This window comes from Nonomuraea sp. CA-141351 (genome assembly GCF_050944675.1).
Taxonomy (GTDB): domain Bacteria; phylum Actinomycetota; class Actinomycetes; order Streptosporangiales; family Streptosporangiaceae; genus Nonomuraea.
This window is the reverse complement of the sequence record NZ_CP191982.1, coordinates 1,761,185-1,779,188: the sequence shown is the minus strand read 5'-3', so window position 1 is coordinate 1,779,188 and position 18,004 is coordinate 1,761,185. Positions and strand designations below refer to the sequence as shown.

Sequence of the window (18,004 nt, the reverse complement as noted above, 5' to 3'; positions counted from 1 at the left end):
GGGGTGCGCCCAGTTTGCCGACGTCGCGGGATCTGCATCAGTGCAGCCAACAACGCCAACCACAGGAGAATCGAAATGGGAAAGATTGTGATCACGACGAACGTCTCGCTCGACGGGGTTGTCCAGGACCCGGACGGTGAGGAGGGCTTCAAGCTCGGCGGCTGGTTCGGCCAGTTTGGGGGCAAGGACCTCGAAGAGTGGACCAGGGTCGAGACTGACGAGGCGCTGGGCGCCGAGGCTCTGCTGCTGGGCCGGCGGAGCGACGAGTGGTTCGCGACGCGGTGGCAGTCTCGCAGTGGCGAGTGGGCGGACAAGTTGAACAGCATGCCCAAGTACGTCGTCTCCTCCACCCCCAAAGACCCCAAATGGTCCAACTCGACGGTCCTCAAGGGCGACCCGGTGAGCGAGGTCTCGAAGCTGAAGCAGGAGATCAGCGGTGAAATCCTTGTGTACGCGAGCTACCAGCTCGTACACGCGCTGATCGAGCATGACCTCGTCGACGAGTTGCGGATCGTGATCTTCCCGGTCGTGCTCGGGGCCGGCGAGCGTCTCTTCGGCGAGACCAGCGACCGGAAGCCCATGTGCCTCGTCGACACCCGCACCCTCGGTGAGGGCCTCGTCCTCCTGACCTACCAGCCCGTCTGAGACGCCTGGAGTCTCTGCCGGAATCAGTGGATGGTGGGGATGTGCCCACGTCGGAGGGCGCATCCCCACACCCGGGGCGGTCGGCGAATCTCCTGTGCTTGGACAATGGGAGAGGCCGGGCAGCGCTGCCGGATGACGGGCTATCCCCGACCGCCGATTCCCGATCGATCGTCACGGACGGAGTCCGGCAGGTCAGCCTGATAGGCCGCCTCCGCTGGACGTCCGGGGGCGCCGGGAACCTCTGGCACCCCGGCGGGCCGAAGCGCGGCGAATTCTTTGCGCAGTACCGGCACGACCTGCTCTCCGAGCAGATCGAGCTGTTCGAGCACCGTCTTCAGCGGCAGTCCCGCGTGGTCCATGATGAACATCTGCCGCTGGTAGTCGCCGAAGTGGTCGCGGAACTGCAAGGTCCTGTCGATGACCTGCTGAGGGCTGCCGACGGTCAGCGGGGTTCGCGTCATGAGCTCCTCCAGCGAGGGGCCGTGGCCGTACACGGGCGCGTGGTCGAAGTACGGCCGGAACTCCCGGATCGCGTCCTGCGAGTTCTTCCGCATGAACACCTGCCCGCCGAGCCCGACGATGGCCTGCTCGGGAGTTCCGTGCCCGTAGTGCGCGTAACGCTCCCGGTACAGCCCGATCAGGCGCTGGAAGTGCTCCTTGGGCCACAGGATGTTGCTGGCGAAGAAGCCGTCGCCATAGTACGCGGCCTGCTCGGCGATCTCTGGGGAGCGGATGGATCCGTGCCAGACGAGCGGCGGCACCCCGTTCAGCGGCCTCGGTGTGGAAGTGAAGGAAACCAGCGGCGTCCGGAAGCGGCCCTCCCAGTCGACGGCCTCCTCGCGCCACAGCCGGTGCAGCAGCGCGTAGTTCTCGATCGCGAGCGGGATGCCCTGGCGGATGTCCTTTCCGAACCAGGGATAGACGGGCCCGGTGTTGCCGCGTCCCAGGACCAGGTCGACGCGGCCGTCGGCGAGATGCTGCAGCATCGCATAGTCCTCGGCGATCTTGACCGGGTCGTTGGTGGTGATCAACGTGGTCGCCGTGGAGAGAATCAGCCGCTCGGTCCTGGCGGCTATGTAACCGAGCATGGTCGTGGGCGAGGAGGGGACGTGTGGTGGGTTGTGGTGCTCGCCGCTGGCAAAGACGTCCAGGCCGACCTCTTCTGTCTTGAGCGCGATGGTGACCATGGCCTTGATCCGCTCGTGCTCGCCTGGAGTCCGGCCGTTGGTCGGGTCGGTGGTGACGTCACCAACGCTGTAGATCCCGAACTGCACAGGTCATCTCCCTGTCGTCATGAGCGCCCGGCGGCGGGTGCGCAGGCTCACCAGCCCGGTGGTTCCCAGGCCGGCCAGCCCCAGCACCACGCCGATCCAGGCCGGCGTCGTGTATCCCAGGCCCGCGTCGACGGCGAGGCCGGCGAGCAGCGAGCCGAGCGTGTTGGCGAGGTTGAAGGCGCCGATGTTGGCCGCCGAAGCCAGGGCAGGTGCCCCCGAGGCGCTGGTCAGCACCCAGTTCTGCAACGGTGGGATGGTGGCGAACGCGGCCAGCCCGAACACGACGATCGCGGCGGCGAACGCCACCTGGTTGCCCGCCGCGAGCGCGACCACCGCCGACAGCGCGGTGAGCGCGCCGATGGAGCCGCAGATGGAGGGCAGCGGCGCCCGGTCGGCCAGGCGGCCGCCGACAAGGTTCCCGGCGACGAGGCCGAGGCCGAGCAGTCCCATGACGACAGGCACCGCTGACGGGGAGAAGCCGCCCACGCTGGTCATCATCGGCGCGATGAAGGTGATCACCGTGAACACGGGCGCGAATCCGAACACCGTCATGGCCAACGCCAGCCAGACGTCGCCCTGCCGGAAGGCGCTCAGCTCACGTAGGAGGCTCTGCCCTTCGGGGCGAGGACGGGACGGGACCAGTGCAGCCACTCCCAGCAGTCCGATCGCGCCGATGGCGACGACCGTCCAGAAGGTGGCGCGCCAGCCGAGCGCCTGGCCGATCGCGGTGCCGGCGGGCACACCGAGGACGTTCGACAGACTCAGGCCGGTGAACATCAGGGCGAGCGCCCTGGCCCGCTTGTCCGGCTCCACCAGGTCCGTCGCGACGACGGCGCCGACGCCGAAGAAGGCGCCGTGGGAGAAGGCGGCCGTGATCCGGCCGGCCATCAGCACGCCGTAGGTGGGCGCGAGCGCGGACAGCAGGTTCCCGGCGAGAAAGAGGATCATCAGGGACAGCAGCATGGTCTTGCGTGGCAGCCGAGTGCCGGCCATCGTGAGCAGCGGCGCGCCGACGACCACGCCGAACGCGTATCCCGAGACGAGCAGCCCGGCGGCCGGGATGCTGACGTCGAAGTCAGCGGCGAGCTCGGGGAGCAGGCCGTTGATGATGAACTCGGTGGTGCCGATACCGAAGGCACTGATCGCAAGGGCGAGCAGGGCGAGGGGCATGGGAAGCTCCTTGGGAGTCAGCGGGGGTAGCCGCCGCCGTCCAGGCTCAGCACCTGGTTGGTGAGGTAGCCGTTTCTCAGTACGGCCAGCGCCAGGTCGGCGACCTCCTCGGGGCGGCCGAACCGGCCGACGGGAAGCGCGCCCGGGCTGGCGGTGCCGGGCAGCATGGCGGTGTCCTCGATGAGGGCGGGTGCCAGGGCGTTGACCGTCACGCCGTGGGCAGCGACCCGACTCGCGAGGAAGTGGGTCAGGCCGTGCAGCCCCGCTTTGGAGGCGGCGTAGTCGGCTCCGACGATGCCGCCGGTGAAGGCGGCGACCGAGGACATGAACAGCACGCGGCCGAACCCCCGTGCCGCCATGCCGGGCAGCGCCTGCTGGGCCAGGAGGAAGGGCGCGCGCAGGTTGACCGCGAATGTGCGGTCCCACGCCTCCAGATCCAGCTCGGTGTAGTCCTGTTGGACCGCGTGGCCCGCATTGGGGATCAGGAGGTCGACGGGGCCGCCGAGTGCATCGGACGCCTCGCGCAGGAGCCGGGCGGGGACGCGTCGGTCGGCGAGGTCGCCGCCGATCGCGATCGCGTCCACCCCTGCGGCCTTCGCCTCGGCCGCCAGTTGCCGTGCCTGGTCGGGGCGCGAGCCATACGCGAAGACGGTCTTCACCCTCGCGGCGATGAGACGGCGGCCCAGTGCCCGGCCGATGCCGCCCGACGCCCCAGTGAGCAGCGCTACCTTGCCGGAGAGATCCACGTTTACGTCCTTCAGGTGGTTGAGCACGCGGAGCCGTTCTCTGGGTGTCGTAGCCGGTGTCCTCGGCTCAGGGAAAAGGGGGCCGCCGCTGATGAAGCGCACACGGAGAACTTTCGGCGCCGATGGCCGGTACCTGCCTTCCGTACCGGGACGGCAGGTACCTACAGCCTCCAGCGGGGCGTGGGACCGATTGGATCCCACGCCTTGGAGGTGGTCACGCCCGGGCGAGAGCGAAGCCGATGTCCGTGCCGAGCCCGGAACCGAAGGCCAAATGTACGAGCAGCTCCACGGTCGGCTCAAGGTAGCGGGCGTTGGCCAGCGGCCCCGCGTCCACCGCGTCGAAGCCGAGCTGCGCACCGAGATCGAGGACGGTCTTCTTGGCCGCCTCGTCGTCCCCGGCCACGGGCAGGAACGCCTTGCTCCCGCCGAGGCCGGGCTTGGCCAGGTTCGAGGCGAAGATCGTGTTGAACGCCTTCACCACCCTGGCCCCCGGCAGCGCGGCGGCGACCTGCTCGCCCGCCGAGGTGGTGTGCCCGATGGTCAACGACATGAAGTCGGCCGACTGGGGGTTGGTGACGTCGATGACGATCTTGCCGTCAAGGGCGGCCTTCACCGCCCCGTCGAGCTGGGCGACCACGGGGAAACGTACGGCTAGCACGACGGCGTCGGCGTCGGCCACCTGCGCGGCGACCTGCGCCGCAGCCGTGCTGGAGTTGGCGGTGGTCAGGTCGTGGCCGACCTCGGCGAAGCGGCGGGCCAAACCAGAACCGACATTGCCGTTGCCGATGATGCTGATCTTCATGCGAACCCTCTCCTAAGTGCTTCCATTTGGAAGCAGTCACGGACGGGAATGTACATGTGCTTCCAATCGGAAGCAAGTACGGTAAATTGTGACTATGAGCGAGACCCGATGGCTGAACGAGACGGAGATGCGGGCGTGGACCGGCTTCCTGGAGACGACCGACCGGATCCATCGCCTGGTCGAGCTGCAGCTACGTGAAGCGGGCGGCCTCACGATGGTCCAGTACGAGATCCTTCACTGGACCAACGAGCGCTCAGCAGAGCCCGTGTGCATGACCGAACTGGTCGAGTTGATGATCGGCTCGCGAAGCGGCCTGTCGTACCAGGTCAGCCAGCTCGAAAAGGCCGGGCTGGTACGCCGCGGGCCCAGCCCCGACGACGAGCGCCGGGTTCTGGTCACCATCACTGACGAGGGCCGCCGCATCCTCGAAAAGGCCGCTCCCGGACACGTGCAGACGGTCCGCGAAGGGTTGATCGACATGCTCACCCCGGAGCAGATCGAGCAACTCGCCGAAATCATGGAGGTCACACGCGATCACCTACGCTCCGCTGTCCAGCTCACGCCGAGGCACAAACGGAACACCCGCTGAGAGGACTTCCGGAGCGCGGTCCACCTGGCCGTGCGCGACAGGCCACCTTGTCGTCAATGGTGTCACCCCCGTGATCCTGGCGGCCACGCTCCAAGCCTCAATCTGCGCTCTGATCCCAGGTGATTGCGTTCGATTCGGTTCCTCGACGCGGGCTGTTCGCTGATCGGCCGCCTGAAGGCGGGCGCGCCGACGCCCGTCGATCAGGTCGGCGTTGACCCGCCCGGCGATCCTCCGCCCGCCTTGTTCGCTGGTGTCAGCGACCCTGCACCGATTCGGAGCGCGACCGACCGGGAGCTCATGAAGATCGACCCATCGGCCTTCGAGAGCTGTCACAGATTCATCCGGACCGATCGGCGTTCACCGCCTATGGAAGGAACTCGTGCACATCCAGTAGCGCATAGGCCCGTACGACGGACGGGCGCACCTTCTGCACGCCGGCCACCTTGTCTGGCCACCTGCACAGCCGACTTCGCCGCCCGGCGATCGCCGCATGCCTGCGACCTGCGCGGTCGTTCCTCGACGCTCGAGTACCGGTCGCGGAACCCAGCCCATTGTCGGCGGCCGTCCGCCCTCTGCGGGCCGTACGGCCCATGGTTCAGATCTGCCCCCCGTCAGGGGCCACGCGCAGAATGGGGTCGAGCACGCCGGGGAAGCGGTCTTCCAGATCCTGGCGCCGCAGGCTGACATAGCGCTGCCTGCCGTGCGGGTCGTTCCTGACAACTCCGGCCTCGCGCAGGATCTTGATGTGGTGGGACAAGGTCGACTTGGGCATGTCAGCGCCGGTGGGCTGGCAGGCCGCGACCTCCAGGGGCCCCTCGGAGAGGCGTCGGGTGATCTCCAGGCGCGCCGGATCGCTGAGCGCGAACAGCACGTCGGTCAGGACGAGGTCCGCGGCGTCGGGATGAAAGAGCTCACGTGACGATCCAGGCATGGTTCGATAATAGTTGAACAGTTGAGCCGGCTGCGTTAGGCTCCCAATAGTTCGAAAATTTTGGAACCGTCAGAGCGGCGCAACGCCCGCGACGGACGGCCTCACCATGCCCACGACGGGCTCAGGTCGCGGTCCGTGCCTGCCATGCACAGCGGGCTTCCGAATCGGCAACATCATCCGCGCCGCCTGTATCGCAACAGGCCGCGCACCCCCACATCCAGGAGTAACAGTGCTGCTCGACAACAAGAACGCGATCGTCTATGGAGCGGGTGGAAACATCGGGGGCGTGGTCGCTCAGACCTTCGCCGCGGAGGGGGCACGGGTCTTCCTCGCCGGGCGCTCCAGCGCCGCGCTGGAGGCGGTCGCCGAGAAGATCCGGGCCTCGGGCGGTGTCGCCGACGTCGCCACGGTGGACGTGCTGGACGAGGACGCCGTGGAGGCGCACGCTGACGCGGTGGTCCGGGAGGCCGGCTCCCTCGACGTCTCCTTCAACGCCTTCAGCCTCCCCCAGACGGGCATTCAGGGCACCCGGATCGCTGACATGACGGCCGAGGGCTTCGACCTGCCCATGACGACCTATCCCAAGGCCAACTTCCTGACCACTCGGGCTGCCGCACGGCGCATGACGGGTCAGGGGTCAGGCGTGATCGTGACGATCACGGCGAGCCCGTCGCGGTCGGCTCTTGCCCTCATGGGAGGCATGGCACCAGCGTGGGCGGCGATCGAGTCGCTGTCTCGGGGCCTGGCCGCCGAGGTCGGCCCGCAGGGCGTCCGGGTCGTCTGCCTCAATGCGGCGGGGATGCCGGAAACGCCGCAGCTGTCGGAGGTGTACGGCCTGCATGCCGACGCTTACGGCATCAGCCATGAGGCGTTCGGAGCCCTGATGACGGACCGGACCCTGCGCAAGCAGTTGCCCACCGTCGCTGAGATCGCCAACGTGGCCGCCTTCGTCGCCTCCGACCGCGCCGGCGCGATGACCGGGGCGATCGCCAACCTCACCAGCGGCATGGTCATCGACTGATACGGCCCGCGAGCACTGGTGAGGCGGCTTTGACCGCGGCCGCTGCGGCTCGATTCCCCGTCGGGGAACCAGCCGCAGCGGCCTGGTTCCCGTCAATCTCCGCAGGAGTCCTGGCGCGGCCCCTCAGGAAATCCCCGTGACATCCCCCATCCCAATTGTCGTCAGATCTCGGCGCATAGCGCGGGATCACCGAGGCGACCTCCCGACCAGAAATATGAGGAGAATCCAGCATGACGCAGGCGTTGACCCCCACGGCCTCACCCGATCCGCATACGGCGAAGGCCTTTGAAGACGTCCTGATCCAGGTAGCCGAACGGCGAGCGGAGTTCGAGCAGAAGCGACATGTCCCGCGCGACATGATCGCCGAGTTCAAGCGCGCGGGAATCTACCGGGCCAGCGCCCCCCGACGCTTCGGCGGCGACGCGCTGCCACCTGCCGAATACCTCTCGCGCATCGAGCGGATCTCGATGATCGACGGCTCTGCGGGGTGGGTCGCCGGCTTCGGTTCCTGGCTGATCTACCTGGCGGCGCTACCGCTGGAGACGCAGGCCGAGCTGTACGCCGACGGGCCGGACGTCGCCTTCGCCGGCGGTCTGTACCCGGTGCAACCCGCCGACGTCGTCGAGGGCGGATACCGGGTCTCGGGCCGCTGGAAGTTCGCCAGCGGCTGCCTGGGCGCCGACATGCTCAGCGTGGGCATCTCCGTCGGCGCGCAGAACGGCATCCGCCCCCTGACGGCCGTGCTACCCCCTGACCAGGTGGAGATCGTCGAGAACTGGGACGTCATCGGATTGCGCGGCACCGGCAGTCACGACCTCAAGGTGGACAATGTCATCGTCCCCACCGAGTGGACGTTCGTGCGCGGGGCCGAGGCCACCGTGGACGAGCCGCTGTACCGCTATCCCAGCGTCCCCTACGCCTCCCAGGTCCTGGCGGTCGTCGGTCTCGGCATCGCACGCGCCGCCCTCGACCACGCCATCAGCGCCGGCGGCCGCGGCGGCTACACGGGCGGCCCCAAGCCGGCCGATCGCGGGGCCTACCGGATCTCGATCGGCAAAGCCGAGGCCGAACTGCGATCCGCGCGCGCGTTCTTCTACGAGACCACCCACGAGGTGTACCAAACGATTCTCGCCGGCGATCCGGCGACGCCGAGCCAGGCCAGCCTGCTCCGCCTGGCCTCTGCCCACCTGGCCAGAAGCTCCTTCGACGTCGTTCGCACGGCCTACCAGCTGAGCGGCATCCCCGCCATCGCCGACGACAACCCCATGCAGCGCTACCTGCGCGACGCCTCGGTGGTCTCCCAGCACGCCTTCCTCCAGGAAGGCATCTACGACGGTGCCGGTGCGGTCCTCATGGGAGTACCTCCCTTCCCCGGCTATCTGTGAGAACCACCCGTCATGGCCCACCCGCACCGACCCCGAAAGCTCGCAAGTGCTCGTCTCTATGGATGTCAACCAGGACTTCGGCGACCCGCTGAGCGAGCACGATGCCTGGCAGTGCATCAGGATCGGAGCACGCGACGATCACGACCTCGGAAATCCGCCCGCACGACGACCAATGCCGCGGTGCCGTGTCCGGCCTCGCCAAGCATGCCTCGGCCTCGGTCACAACCGCGACCGAGGCATCCATAGACAGGCACGCCAGGCCTCACGCGAAACCGAAGACGACCAGATGATCGCTGGCATCCGGCAGGCTGAGAAGGGCACCGAGCCGCTGGACAACCGGCGTCGCCGGTGCCTCGCCCACCCCTGAGGCGAGTGATCACCCTCTAGTGGTCGAGTCTGGCCGGCCCTTGAACGAGAAGAGCGAAAGGAACAAGCAGTGACGGTCAGAGAGCCCGCCCCGACCCCCTCGCAAGCCGAATTCCGGGAGGCGATGGCGCACCTGCCCGCAGCCGTCAGCATCATGACCACCGATGGTCCGTATGGTCGCTGCGGCATCACCGTCAGCGCGGTCTGCTCGGTCACCGACGATCCGCCGACACTCCTGGTCTGCCTCAACCACAACAGTGCCATGCACAACGTGTTCAGAGGCAACGGCCGGGTCTGCGTGAACGTCCTGGGCGGCGACCAGCAGGACTTGGCGATGCACTTCGCCGGCGTGACAGCGGTTCCGATGACGGAACGGTTCTCTTGGGACGTCTGGGACCCCGGTCACACAGTGCCGGTCCTCACAGACGCCTTGGTGACCCTCCTCGGCGTGGTGAAAGACTGCAAGCCCCTCGGATCGCACAGCGTGCTGTTCGTCGAGATCGAGCAGATCCGCACGCGGAAGGGTGGCCAGAGCCTCGTCTACTTCAACCGGAGCTTCCATCGCCTTGACTCCGCCTCCCGGATGGCCCCCTGACGTTCGACTACTCATGACCCGAAAGCAGGAGGGTCACAGCGCCAAGCGGACGTGTGGGGGTGTTCACGAATGGCCCTGATCTGGGGCAGGAACTCAGTCGTTGAGATCGCTTCCCGCGTCTGAACGGATCGTTCCCCAGAAGTCTGTGTGTTCAGCCAGGCCACCTACCACGCCGGCTGCTCCCGCCATCAGCAGCCCTTCTCCCGAGCGGATGTCCAGCCAGTCCAGCGTCTGCCAGGCGGTCTCGCCTTTGCGCAGGTGGACAAACACGAGCAGGCCTGCCGACCAAGGTTGAGGCGGCGCCGCGGGGAGCAGATCGTCTTGCGGTCCATCTCTGTGCCCTACGGGAGCACGCCGACAAGGCAGGTCTGCAGGAGCCGCTGTCCTGCGGGGTGTCATGGCCAAGTCGCGAGGTCGCGGCGGTTCGGTGTGCTACGACCGCGTTCTGGTGGCCATCGTCACTGCCGGGTACGGCTTCGACGCGCCGGTCAGCAGGGCCGACGGGCGCTCTGCGAGGTGACGGTCGAAGAACGCCACGGAGTAGGCGTCGACGATGGCGAACCCGCGCCCGCCGCCGATCGGGCCGCTCATGCCGAGCCGGGGCGTGAGCGGCGACCACAACGGAGCGTCGGTGAAGTTGAGGTGGAACATCCCCGGGATCTCCACGTAGTAGCCGTCGCCCGGCAGGCCGTCGTAGACCGCGCGCATGGTGCGCCGGGTGCGTGCGATGTCCTCCTCCGGCCAGCCACCGGCCCGCTCGCGTTCCAGGCGCATCGTGCCGGCGTCGGGCTCGACCGGTTCGAGGGCCGTTCCTCGGTGCGGCGGTGGCTGTATGCCATCGCGACCAGGGCCTGGGAACTGGATCGCCCGCCGCCGAGACCCCGATGCCGTTGACCGCCGCTCCGTCGCCGTGCACCCCGTGAACGATCGCAACCCGGAGATGTGCCGGCTCTACGCGGAGATGAACACGCTCATGGACCAGATCTGCGCCGGGTACGGCAAGGACGAACTCGAACTGCTGACAGACTTCCTCCACCGCACCATGGAGGCACGCAGGAAAGCGACGTCGGAGCTGACCGACGGCTGACATGTCACCATGCGTGCTGTGCCTTGGGCCTGCCCGAAGACCCTAGCTCGCCGCTCCCCCAGATCCCAAAAGGGCGCATTCGGCTGCCCGCGCGGGTTCGCGCCTCCGGACGGCCCGGCGACGGCGGTCAAGCGCGATGGTCAGGCCAGCAGATCCTGAACCACGGCCTTGAAGTTGGCCAACGCCTCGCGGTAAAACCGGGGACCGTACGAGACCCGCGCCACGCCGAGTTCAGCGAGCTTGGCAAGGTCCGGGCCCGAGGGCCTGGTGTTGCCGTTGATCGGCCCAGGCACCTCGTTGACCAGGGTGGCGATGTCCCGCTCGTCGCTGACGCCGATCGGGTAGATGCAGTCGGCCCCGGCCTCCAGATATAGGTTGCCTCGACGCACCGCCTCCGCGACCCGCTCCCCCTCGGCCACCCCGGACACGGGCAGGAAAGTGTCGACGCGCGCATTGATGACGATCGGAACCGCGGCTTCGTCTGCGACCGCCCGGATGGACGCCAGCCGCTCGGCGTGCGCGCCGGCGTCGACGAGTCCGCCCGCGCGGTGGTCCGTGTCCTCGAGATTGCAGCCGACCACGCCGATCTCCAGCAGCCGGTCCACCAGTTCACGCGGCTCCATGCCATATCCCGCCTCGGCGTCCACGGTGACCGGGACCGGCACCGCCCGCACGATCCGTCCGGCTGCGGCGAACATCTCCTGCCAGGGCGCGCCCTCGCCGTCGGGGTGGCCGAGCATCGCCGAGATGGCGGCGCTGGCGGTGGCGACCGCAGGGAACCCTGCCTCGGCCACGATCTTGGCGCTGGCCGCGTCCCAGGCGTTCGGCAGGACGAGCATCTGGTCGGCGTGGTGCAGCTCGCGAAGCCTGTCGGCATGGGCCTTCAGGTCAGTGGTCATGAGTGTCCTCCAAGTCATGAGTGTCTTCTGGGGCTAGGTTGATGATGGTGCGGATCTTGCCCTGACCGCAGAACACGGGTACGACGGTGGTGGCCTCGACCGGTCGCCGCCGTACCCGTGGCTTGAACCGCGTACAGCGCTTCCGTCGCGGGCTCGGACTACTGCTGCGGCTCAGTGATGCGGCTGGCGAGGAGTCGCAGTCCACCGTTGCCACGGTCTGGGCAGCAGCGGCTGCGTCACCTCACCAGCGCTTACGGAGGTGTCGTCAGTCGATGACCATGCCGCTGGTGAGGTTGGCGATCGCCCCGGTCATCGCGCCGGCGCGGTCGGAGGCGACGAAGGCGGCCACGTTGGCGATCTCAGCGACGGTGGGCAACTGCTTGCGCAGGGTCCGGTCCGTCATCAGGGCTCCGAACGCCTCATGACTGATGCCGTAAGCGTCGGCATGCAGGCCGTACACCTCCGACAGCTGCGGGGTTTCCGGCATCCCCGCCGCATTGAGGCAGACGACCCGGACGCCCTGCGGGCCGACCTCGGCGGCCAGGCCCCGAGACAGCGACTCGATCGCCGCCCACGCCGGTGCCATGCCTCCCATGAGGGCAAGAGCCGACCGCGACGGGCTCGCCGTGATCGTCACGATCACGCCTGACCCCTGACCCGTCATGCGCCGTGCGGCAGCCCGAGTGGTCAGGAAGTTGGCCTTGGGATAGGTCGTCATGGGCAGGTCGAAGCCCTCGGCCGTCATGTCAGCGATCCGGGTGCCCTGAATGCCCGTCTGGGGGAGGCTGAAGGCGTTGAAGGAGACGTCGAGGGAGCCGGCCTCCCGGACCACCGCGTCAGCGTGCGCCTCCACGGCGTCCTCGTCCAGCACGTCCACCGTGGCGACGTCGGCGACACCGCCCGAGGCCCGGATCTTCTCGGCGACCGCCTCCAGCGCGGCGCTGGAGCGCCCGGCGAGGAAGACCCGTGCCCCCTCCGCGGCGAAGGTCTGAGCGACCACGCCCCCGATGTTTCCACCCGCTCCATAGACGATCGCGTTCTTGTTGTCGAGCAGCACTGTTACTCCTGATTGTGGATTGTGTAGACCGAATTCCGTCGCACCTATCGACTCGGCGGCCTGCCGAAAGGAATCGGCCGAAGCGGCCCCGGCTTCGACCCGTATCGGGACCCTTCACGTCCGGGATGATGACAGGCGCCTGTGCTGCGCGTGTTTGCCGACGAGGCCGCCACCGCCAGGCGGGGTCCATGATGCAACCGCCCCCGGCCGGCTGGGCGCCTGTTTGGGCGTACCTACGAAACGCAGGACTTCTCCGCAACGCGGGTGCTGGAGCCTGCTGATAGTGCGTAACGCGCTGTTCGGGGAACCATGCGTGTTCCCGAAACCTGGCCGCTGAGGAACTTCCGGTTCGGATGGTGGAGGGTGGTTCCGCAGATGGTGCGGCAATGCGAGCAGGTTGCCCTGACGGAGCCGGACACGACGCGGTCAGGGCCCGCAGGCCGATGCGGTAGGAGCCGGGCCGTGTTGAGACACGTAGGCGGCGGGCCGGCCCAGCACCTCGCGCAGGATGAGCACGGCCCGCTGCCGGGCCGGCAGAACTGCATGGCGGCGGCGAAGGCCAGCCGCAACGACCCTCGCGAGAGCAGCACGCCTGCCGGATCGCCGAGCATCGTGTCGGGAATCGGCTGGAGCCACGGCACCTCCTCGCCACGGATCAAAGGTTGATCGGGATCGTCGTCGGGCGGCGCGCCGAGTCCGGACGGGAGTGGGCGGCGGCTGCGCTGCTCGAGCGCGGTCAGGACCCTCCACTCGGTTCGCCCATGCCGCCCTCTATCGCGGATAAGCATGCCGAGCCGACCCCGCCGCGGGGAGGTGTTTGCCCAGTTCGGATTGGCCAGTATCGCAGGTAATGCGCTCCTATACGCGGTCACGGATGAGGCGGCGGATCGGCGTCCCACTGCTACTTCCAAGGGTGGCGGTTCAGGTCGGACGGGTGGCGTGGAGCAGGCCGTCGACGAGGGTCTGGGCGACGGTCGGGTCGAGGGGGCGATCGCCGGTCAGCACGCGGTACCAGAACAGGCCGAACAGCACGTCCACGGCCAGGTCGAGGTCGGTGTCGAGGGCGAGTTCGCCGCGTTGGACGCCGCGTTCGAGCAGGTGGCGTACCAGGGCGCGCCGGTCGTCGATGAAACGGGCGAAGTCGGCGGCGAAGTCGCCGCCAGTCTGCGCCTCGGCCATCATCGAGCTCAGCGCCGCCTTCTTGCCGGGGTTGCCGACCTCGGCGAACAGGGTGCTCAGGTAGGACAGCAGGTCACCGCGGACGGTTCCGGTGTCAACCGTCGGGTGGCGGTGGGTAGCGTCCTCGCGGAACGCCTCGGCGACGAGTGCGCCCTTGGATGACCACCATCGGTAGATGGTGCGTTTGCCGACCTTGGCCCGGCGGGCGATCTCGTCGAGGGACAGCCCGCCATAGCCGCGTTCACGCAGGACCTCCTGCGTGGCCTCCAGGATGGCCCGGTGGGTCTGCTCGCTGCGGGGCCGGCCGGGGCGGGTTGTCGGTGAGGTCGAGGTCATGCCTTGAGTGAACCAGATCTGTCGAGGGGGTCGGAAAGACGGCACGCCTAAATGATACGATCCGGTTAGGTTCATAATTAGGAGGCGTCCATGTCGCTGTTCACACCGACCAAGGTCGGCACGCTGGAGTTGCCCAACCGCATCGTCATGTCCGCGATGACCCGCAGCCGTGCGCCCGAGTCGGGCGTTCCCACGGCGCTCACCGCGCAGTACTACGCGCAGCGCGCCACGGCGGGGCTGATCGTGACGGGCTCGGTGAACGTCTCCCCGCAGGCCACCGGATACCTGTGGACGGAGGGGCTCTACACCGACGACCAGGTGGCCGGGTGGCAGCGGGTGAGTGCGGCGGTGCACGAGGCGGGCGGGCGTATCGTCGCGCAGTTGATCCACTGCGGGCGGGTATCGCACACCTCGCTGCAGCCGGGCCAGGCCTCGCCGCCCGGGATCACCGACGCTGCCGCCAAGGCCGAGGTCTTCGCGTTGACCGACGACGGTACCCCCGGCATGGTCGCCGCCAGCATGCCGCGCGCGCTGACCACCAGGGAGATCGAGGAGACCGTCGGGGACTTCGTGGCGGCGGCCCGCAATGCCCGGCGGGCGGGCCTGGACGGGGTTGAGATCCAGGGCGGCAATGGGTTCCTGGTCGAGCAGTTCCTCAGCGCCGCCAACACGCGTTCCGACCGGTACGGCCACGGGTCGGTGTTCCTGCTGGAGGTGGTCGAGGCGATCGGTGCGGCGGTGCCAGGGTTCCCGCTGGGGGTGAAGCTGACGCCCGGTGGTGTGATCAACGGCATCGTGTCGCCGGCCAACTGGCCCGAGCTGTATCTGCGACTGCTGGATGAGCTGAATGATCGCGATGTCGCGTTCGTGACCCTGGCAGACCAGGCCGCCGTCGGCGCGCCCGGCGGCTACGACTCGGCATTCGCCGTCCAGGCCCGGCAGACGTTCCAGCGGACCCTCGTTCTCGGCGGCGGATATTCCGGCGAGTCGGCAGCCGCCGCGCTCCAGGCCGGCCGCGCGGATCTCATCTCCTTCGCCCGCCCGTATGTGGCCAATCCCGATCTGACCGCCCGGATCCGTGCCGGAAGGCCACTGGCCGAACCCGATCCCACCACCTTCTACGGCGGCGGAGCCGAGGGCTACACCGACTACCCCACCGACCCCGAGGGCACGCGGAGCCAGTGATGTCCATCATGCGGCACCTGCAGCGACGTGTCGCGCTGGTGACCGGCGGTGGCGGCGAGATCGGCGCAGCCATCGACGCGTACCTGGTTGCCATGGGCGCGGCAGTCGTCGTGAACCACCGCGACCAGACCGACCGAGCGGCAGCGGAGGTGACAGCGGAGGCGGTCGCCGCGGCGGATGGCAAGAGCCTGATGATCGCCGCGGACATCGCCGATCCTGCGGCGGTTCACCGACTCATCGACACTGCATGGCCGAGTTCGGACGGCTGGACATCCTCGTCAACAACGCGGGAATGGGGGTCATCGATCCCCGCGGCGGCTACGGGGTGCCGCGGCCCTCATGAGGGGCAGCGACGCCTGCCGCAAGACGGCGGCGATGAAGTGACCTGGCTCGGATCGCCCCCGCACACGCGCACCGGCACGATGCCGGGGCCGGAGTCGAGCCGGGATTTGTGCCGACGATTCTACGGACTGAGGACGTTCAATAAGCGAACGTCCACACCTCTCAAGCGATCGTCGACATGATTAGACTTTTGCCATGGATGTCCTCAGTGACGCGATCACCGTCATGCGTGCCGGCCGGCCCCACGCGAATCGCCATGAGCTATTCGCGCCGTGGGGCATGCGTTTCACCGACGAATTCGGGGGCGCCTTCCACATCGTGCTGCAGGGGTCGTGCTGGTTGCTGCCGTCGGACAACGCGGCGCCGATCCAGCTCGGTGTTGGAGATGTGGCATTCCTGTACGGTGCCGGAGCACATGCGCTGGCTGACAGCCCCACCAGCCCGCTGACAGAGTTCGATCTGCGTCACCAGGGGGTCTGGCCAAGCGGTGACGGCGCCCCCACCGTCCTGTTGTGTGGAGCCTATCTACTGGACGGCAGCACGGCGCACCCGCTGCTGTCAGAGGTCCCGCCCATCGTCCACATGCCGGCACGGATCGGACGCCATCCATCGCTGCGTGCCGCCGTCGAACTGCTCGGCGGCGAACTGGAGCGGCCGCGCCCCGGGGCGGAGGCGATCGTGCCCGCGCTGCTCGACACGCTGCTGCTCTACATCCTGCGAGCCTGGTTCGAGGAGCAGGCCGAGAGCCCCGCAGCCACCGGCTGGTCGATGGCGCTCGCCGACCCTGCGATCACCGCGGCTCTCACCGCCATCCATCACGCCCCCGAACGGCAGTGGACGGTCGCCGAGCTCGGCGCGACGGCGGGGTTGTCCCGGGCGGCCTTCGCCAGCCGGTTCACCGCACTGGTCGGACGGCCTCCGCTGACCTATCTGACCTGGTGGCGCATGACAATCGCAGCGCACCTGCTGCGCGAGTCCGACACACCACTACGAGTGGTCGCGCGGCAAGCCGGATACTCCTCGGACATCGCGTTCGCCGCCGCGTTCAAACGCGAGTACGGGATCACCCCCGGCCGCTACCGGGTTGCGGATGAAGCCACCAGACGAGCGGAAAGCACACCGATGACGGCGATTGAGATCCCGCAGTGACAGGGCTCGTCCTCCCCTGCACTCGACTGCCGGCAGACGCGCGCCGCGCTCGTTCCCGCTGACCTTCACGTATCAGTGCCTGCCAGTTGGTGAGGAGTCAACCGGGTGGCCTAGCCCAAGGATTGGCGGGTGCCCGTATCTGCGGAGAGCCTGATGGTGTCAAGCTGCCGCTGCGACGGGTGAGCACACCCTAGGCCTGCAGGCGAGCGATCGGCTGGGAGCGCAATCTCCACACCATCCCGGGCAGTGCCGACAACCGGCGTCGAAAAGCCGGGCCCGCGGATGTCACACTTTGGGGCCCGTTCCACTCTTATGCACCGTGATGATCTATGTGCTTGCGCGATTGACGGGCTTTCTGAGCAACTCCATATGGCGGAGGGTGAGCCTGTCCGGGGTGGCCGTACTTGCCGTGTTCAGCCTCTCCTCCGCTGTTCCCGCCTTCGCCGGTGCCCGGCAGGCCTCCCAGACGGTGACCGCGCCGATGTTGCCCCTGTTCGTACGCAGCGGCAACACCGGTCATCTGCTCGCCTATGACCCCAAGGGCGACGGCGGCCTGCAGTCCGCCAACGATCTGGGCGGCGGCTTCTCCGCGGCGACCGCGCTCCTGCGCGCCAACATTTCCGACAACGGCAATGGCACCGACCTGTACGCCCGGCTGGGCGGCCGCCTCTACTACACCGCCGAACGCGGCACCGAGACCAAGGTCATCGGTCCGGGCTGGGACATGTACAACCTGCTGATGTCCCCCGGCAACATGGGCGGCACCGCCACTCCTGACATCCTGGCCCGGGACGCGGACGGCGCGCTGTGGCTCTACCAGGGGAAGCCCGACGGCACCCTGATCACGCGCGTCCGGGCCGGGGCGAGCGGCTGGAACGGCATGAACGCCCTGGCAGGGTACGGCGACTACACAGGCGACGGCAAGAACGACCTGCTGGCACGCAACACCACCGGCGTCCTGTCCATCTACCAGGGCACGGGCAACGCCACCACCGACGCCGTCCTGGGCTCCCGCATCACCGTGGGCACCGGCTGGGACGCCTACACCGCTCTGGTCTCCACCGGCGACAACAGCGGCGACGGGAAGCCCGACCTGATCGCCCGCGACTCCGCCGGTGCGTTGTGGCTGTTCAAGGGCACCGGCGTGGCCTCAGCGCCCTTCGCCGCCCGGGTGCAGATCGGCACCAGCGGCTGGAACGCCTTCAACGCCTTCTTCTGACCCGGCCCCGCCCACAGCTCCCACCTT

At 68.2% G+C, this 18,004-nt stretch carries 21 protein-coding genes; 11 read left to right on the top strand and 10 right to left on the bottom strand.

Annotated elements, in window-relative coordinates:
• Nucleotides 1-75: 75 nt before the first annotated feature.
• Nucleotides 76-645: a dihydrofolate reductase family protein gene (locus ACQPWU_RS08890; protein ID WP_433438315.1), complete on the top strand. Its 570-nt coding sequence runs from the start codon at nucleotides 76-78 to the stop codon at nucleotides 643-645.
• A gap of 140 nt (nucleotides 646-785) precedes the next feature.
• Here the strand turns inward: ACQPWU_RS08890 and ACQPWU_RS08885 are convergent, their stop codons facing one another.
• The 4 genes from ACQPWU_RS08885 to ACQPWU_RS08870 form a co-directional block, all read right to left on the bottom strand.
• Complete coding sequence (locus ACQPWU_RS08885) at nucleotides 786-1,919, bottom strand: LLM class flavin-dependent oxidoreductase (RefSeq protein WP_433438313.1); 1,134 nt, start codon at nucleotides 1,917-1,919, stop codon at nucleotides 786-788.
• A 3-nt stretch (nucleotides 1,920-1,922) separates the two neighbouring features.
• The gene (locus ACQPWU_RS08880; RefSeq protein ID WP_433438311.1) at nucleotides 1,923-3,089 is read right to left on the bottom strand and encodes an MFS transporter; all 1,167 of its coding nucleotides are present in this window, start codon (nucleotides 3,087-3,089) and stop codon (nucleotides 1,923-1,925) included.
• A gap of 17 nt (nucleotides 3,090-3,106) precedes the next feature.
• The gene (locus ACQPWU_RS08875; protein WP_433438310.1) at nucleotides 3,107-3,835 is read right to left on the bottom strand and encodes an SDR family NAD(P)-dependent oxidoreductase; all 729 of its coding nucleotides are present in this window, start codon (nucleotides 3,833-3,835) and stop codon (nucleotides 3,107-3,109) included.
• Nucleotides 3,836-4,049: 214 nt separating this feature from the next.
• Nucleotides 4,050-4,637 (bottom strand): NADPH-dependent F420 reductase, encoded by a 588-nt coding sequence (locus ACQPWU_RS08870; RefSeq protein ID WP_433438308.1) that lies wholly within the window; start codon nucleotides 4,635-4,637, stop codon nucleotides 4,050-4,052.
• A gap of 94 nt (nucleotides 4,638-4,731) precedes the next feature.
• On the opposite strand from ACQPWU_RS08870, the gene ACQPWU_RS08865 reads away from it, so the two are divergent.
• Nucleotides 4,732-5,226, top strand: coding sequence for a MarR family winged helix-turn-helix transcriptional regulator (locus tag ACQPWU_RS08865; protein ID WP_433438307.1), 495 nt, complete (start codon nucleotides 4,732-4,734; stop codon nucleotides 5,224-5,226).
• A gap of 595 nt (nucleotides 5,227-5,821) precedes the next feature.
• Here the strand turns inward: ACQPWU_RS08865 and ACQPWU_RS08860 are convergent.
• A complete protein-coding gene (locus ACQPWU_RS08860; protein WP_433438305.1) occupies nucleotides 5,822-6,157 on the bottom strand; it encodes an ArsR/SmtB family transcription factor in 336 nt (111 codons plus the stop codon).
• Nucleotides 6,158-6,386: 229 nt separating this feature from the next.
• Here ACQPWU_RS08860 and ACQPWU_RS08855 point away from each other — a divergent pair, with 229 nt between their 5' ends.
• The 3 genes from ACQPWU_RS08855 (at nucleotide 6,387) to ACQPWU_RS08845 (ending at nucleotide 9,524) form a co-directional block, all read left to right on the top strand.
• Nucleotides 6,387-7,178, top strand: coding sequence for an SDR family NAD(P)-dependent oxidoreductase (locus ACQPWU_RS08855; RefSeq protein ID WP_433438296.1), 792 nt, complete (start codon nucleotides 6,387-6,389; stop codon nucleotides 7,176-7,178).
• 230 nt (nucleotides 7,179-7,408) lie between these two features.
• The gene (locus tag ACQPWU_RS08850; RefSeq protein WP_433438303.1) at nucleotides 7,409-8,563 is read left to right on the top strand and encodes an acyl-CoA dehydrogenase family protein; all 1,155 of its coding nucleotides are present in this window, start codon (nucleotides 7,409-7,411) and stop codon (nucleotides 8,561-8,563) included.
• A 490-nt stretch (nucleotides 8,564-9,053) separates the two neighbouring features.
• Nucleotides 9,054-9,524 (top strand): flavin reductase, encoded by a 471-nt coding sequence (locus ACQPWU_RS08845; protein WP_433438302.1) that lies wholly within the window; start codon nucleotides 9,054-9,056, stop codon nucleotides 9,522-9,524.
• A gap of 93 nt (nucleotides 9,525-9,617) precedes the next feature.
• Here ACQPWU_RS08845 and ACQPWU_RS08840 read toward each other — a convergent pair whose 3' ends face one another.
• Both ACQPWU_RS08840 and ACQPWU_RS08835 read right to left on the bottom strand, forming a co-directional pair.
• Nucleotides 9,618-9,794, bottom strand: a complete 177-nt coding sequence (locus tag ACQPWU_RS08840) for a hypothetical protein (protein ID WP_433438301.1) — start codon at nucleotides 9,792-9,794, stop codon at nucleotides 9,618-9,620.
• A 162-nt stretch (nucleotides 9,795-9,956) separates the two neighbouring features.
• A complete protein-coding gene (locus ACQPWU_RS08835) occupies nucleotides 9,957-10,298 on the bottom strand; it encodes a hypothetical protein (protein ID WP_433438300.1) in 342 nt (113 codons plus the stop codon).
• A gap of 145 nt (nucleotides 10,299-10,443) precedes the next feature.
• On the opposite strand from ACQPWU_RS08835, the gene ACQPWU_RS08830 reads away from it, so the two are divergent.
• Nucleotides 10,444-10,611 carry a hypothetical protein gene (locus ACQPWU_RS08830; RefSeq protein ID WP_433438299.1) on the top strand — a complete coding sequence of 56 codons (168 nt, stop codon included), beginning with the start codon at nucleotides 10,444-10,446 and terminating at the stop codon, nucleotides 10,609-10,611.
• Between the two features lie 140 nt (nucleotides 10,612-10,751).
• On the opposite strand, the gene ACQPWU_RS08825 is transcribed toward ACQPWU_RS08830, so the two are convergent.
• Complete coding sequence (locus ACQPWU_RS08825) at nucleotides 10,752-11,510, bottom strand: isocitrate lyase/PEP mutase family protein (protein ID WP_433438297.1); 759 nt, start codon at nucleotides 11,508-11,510, stop codon at nucleotides 10,752-10,754.
• Between the two features lie 265 nt (nucleotides 11,511-11,775).
• Nucleotides 11,776-12,567, bottom strand: a complete 792-nt coding sequence (locus ACQPWU_RS08820; protein ID WP_433438296.1) for an SDR family NAD(P)-dependent oxidoreductase — start codon at nucleotides 12,565-12,567, stop codon at nucleotides 11,776-11,778.
• 462 nt (nucleotides 12,568-13,029) lie between these two features.
• On the opposite strand from ACQPWU_RS08820, the gene ACQPWU_RS08815 reads away from it, so the two are divergent.
• Nucleotides 13,030-13,233 (top strand): hypothetical protein, encoded by a 204-nt coding sequence (locus ACQPWU_RS08815; protein ID WP_433438294.1) that lies wholly within the window; start codon nucleotides 13,030-13,032, stop codon nucleotides 13,231-13,233.
• Between the two features lie 255 nt (nucleotides 13,234-13,488).
• On the opposite strand, the gene ACQPWU_RS08810 is transcribed toward ACQPWU_RS08815, so the two are convergent.
• On the bottom strand, nucleotides 13,489-14,082 hold the full coding sequence (locus ACQPWU_RS08810; protein WP_433438292.1) for a TetR/AcrR family transcriptional regulator: 594 nt from the start codon (nucleotides 14,080-14,082) through the stop codon (nucleotides 13,489-13,491).
• Between the two features lie 90 nt (nucleotides 14,083-14,172).
• Between ACQPWU_RS08810 and ACQPWU_RS08805 the strand changes: the two genes are divergently transcribed.
• The 4 genes from ACQPWU_RS08805 to ACQPWU_RS08790 all read left to right on the top strand — a co-directional run bounded on the left by ACQPWU_RS08805 (nucleotide 14,173) and on the right by ACQPWU_RS08790 (nucleotide 17,977).
• Nucleotides 14,173-15,267 (top strand): alkene reductase, encoded by a 1,095-nt coding sequence (locus tag ACQPWU_RS08805; RefSeq protein WP_433438290.1) that lies wholly within the window; start codon nucleotides 14,173-14,175, stop codon nucleotides 15,265-15,267.
• On the top strand, nucleotides 15,267-15,791 hold the full coding sequence (locus ACQPWU_RS08800; protein WP_433438288.1) for an SDR family NAD(P)-dependent oxidoreductase: 525 nt from the start codon (nucleotides 15,267-15,269) through the stop codon (nucleotides 15,789-15,791). Before ACQPWU_RS08805 ends, ACQPWU_RS08800 begins: the two co-directional genes overlap by 1 nt.
• A gap of 13 nt (nucleotides 15,792-15,804) precedes the next feature.
• Nucleotides 15,805-16,758: an AraC family transcriptional regulator gene (locus ACQPWU_RS08795; RefSeq protein WP_433438286.1), complete on the top strand. Its 954-nt coding sequence runs from the start codon at nucleotides 15,805-15,807 to the stop codon at nucleotides 16,756-16,758.
• Nucleotides 16,759-17,152: 394 nt separating this feature from the next.
• Nucleotides 17,153-17,977, top strand: a complete 825-nt coding sequence (locus ACQPWU_RS08790) for an FG-GAP repeat domain-containing protein (protein ID WP_433438285.1) — start codon at nucleotides 17,153-17,155, stop codon at nucleotides 17,975-17,977.
• Nucleotides 17,978-18,004: the final 27 nt, after the last annotated feature.

Excerpts from the sequence above, each read along its gene's own strand:
- ACQPWU_RS08890 (WP_433438315.1), top strand. The coding sequence starts at position 76 with ATGGGAAAGATTGTGATCACGACGAACGTCTCGCTCGACGGGGTTGTC.
- ACQPWU_RS08880 (WP_433438311.1), bottom strand. The coding sequence starts at position 3,089 with ATGCCCCTCGCCCTGCTCGCCCTTGCGATCAGTGCCTTCGGTATCGGC.
- ACQPWU_RS08870 (WP_433438308.1), bottom strand. The coding sequence starts at position 4,637 with ATGAAGATCAGCATCATCGGCAACGGCAATGTCGGTTCTGGTTTGGCC.
- ACQPWU_RS08865 (WP_433438307.1), top strand. The coding sequence starts at position 4,732 with ATGAGCGAGACCCGATGGCTGAACGAGACGGAGATGCGGGCGTGGACC.
- ACQPWU_RS08860 (WP_433438305.1), bottom strand. The coding sequence starts at position 6,157 with ATGCCTGGATCGTCACGTGAGCTCTTTCATCCCGACGCCGCGGACCTC.
- ACQPWU_RS08850 (WP_433438303.1), top strand. The coding sequence starts at position 7,409 with ATGACGCAGGCGTTGACCCCCACGGCCTCACCCGATCCGCATACGGCG.
- ACQPWU_RS08845 (WP_433438302.1), top strand. The coding sequence starts at position 9,054 with ATGGCGCACCTGCCCGCAGCCGTCAGCATCATGACCACCGATGGTCCG.
- ACQPWU_RS08835 (WP_433438300.1), bottom strand. The coding sequence starts at position 10,298 with ATGCGCCTGGAACGCGAGCGGGCCGGTGGCTGGCCGGAGGAGGACATC.
- ACQPWU_RS08825 (WP_433438297.1), bottom strand. The coding sequence starts at position 11,510 with ATGACCACTGACCTGAAGGCCCATGCCGACAGGCTTCGCGAGCTGCAC.
- ACQPWU_RS08810 (WP_433438292.1), bottom strand. The coding sequence starts at position 14,082 with ATGACCTCGACCTCACCGACAACCCGCCCCGGCCGGCCCCGCAGCGAG.
- ACQPWU_RS08805 (WP_433438290.1), top strand. The coding sequence starts at position 14,173 with ATGTCGCTGTTCACACCGACCAAGGTCGGCACGCTGGAGTTGCCCAAC.
- ACQPWU_RS08800 (WP_433438288.1), top strand. The coding sequence starts at position 15,267 with ATGTCCATCATGCGGCACCTGCAGCGACGTGTCGCGCTGGTGACCGGC.
- ACQPWU_RS08795 (WP_433438286.1), top strand. The coding sequence starts at position 15,805 with ATGGATGTCCTCAGTGACGCGATCACCGTCATGCGTGCCGGCCGGCCC.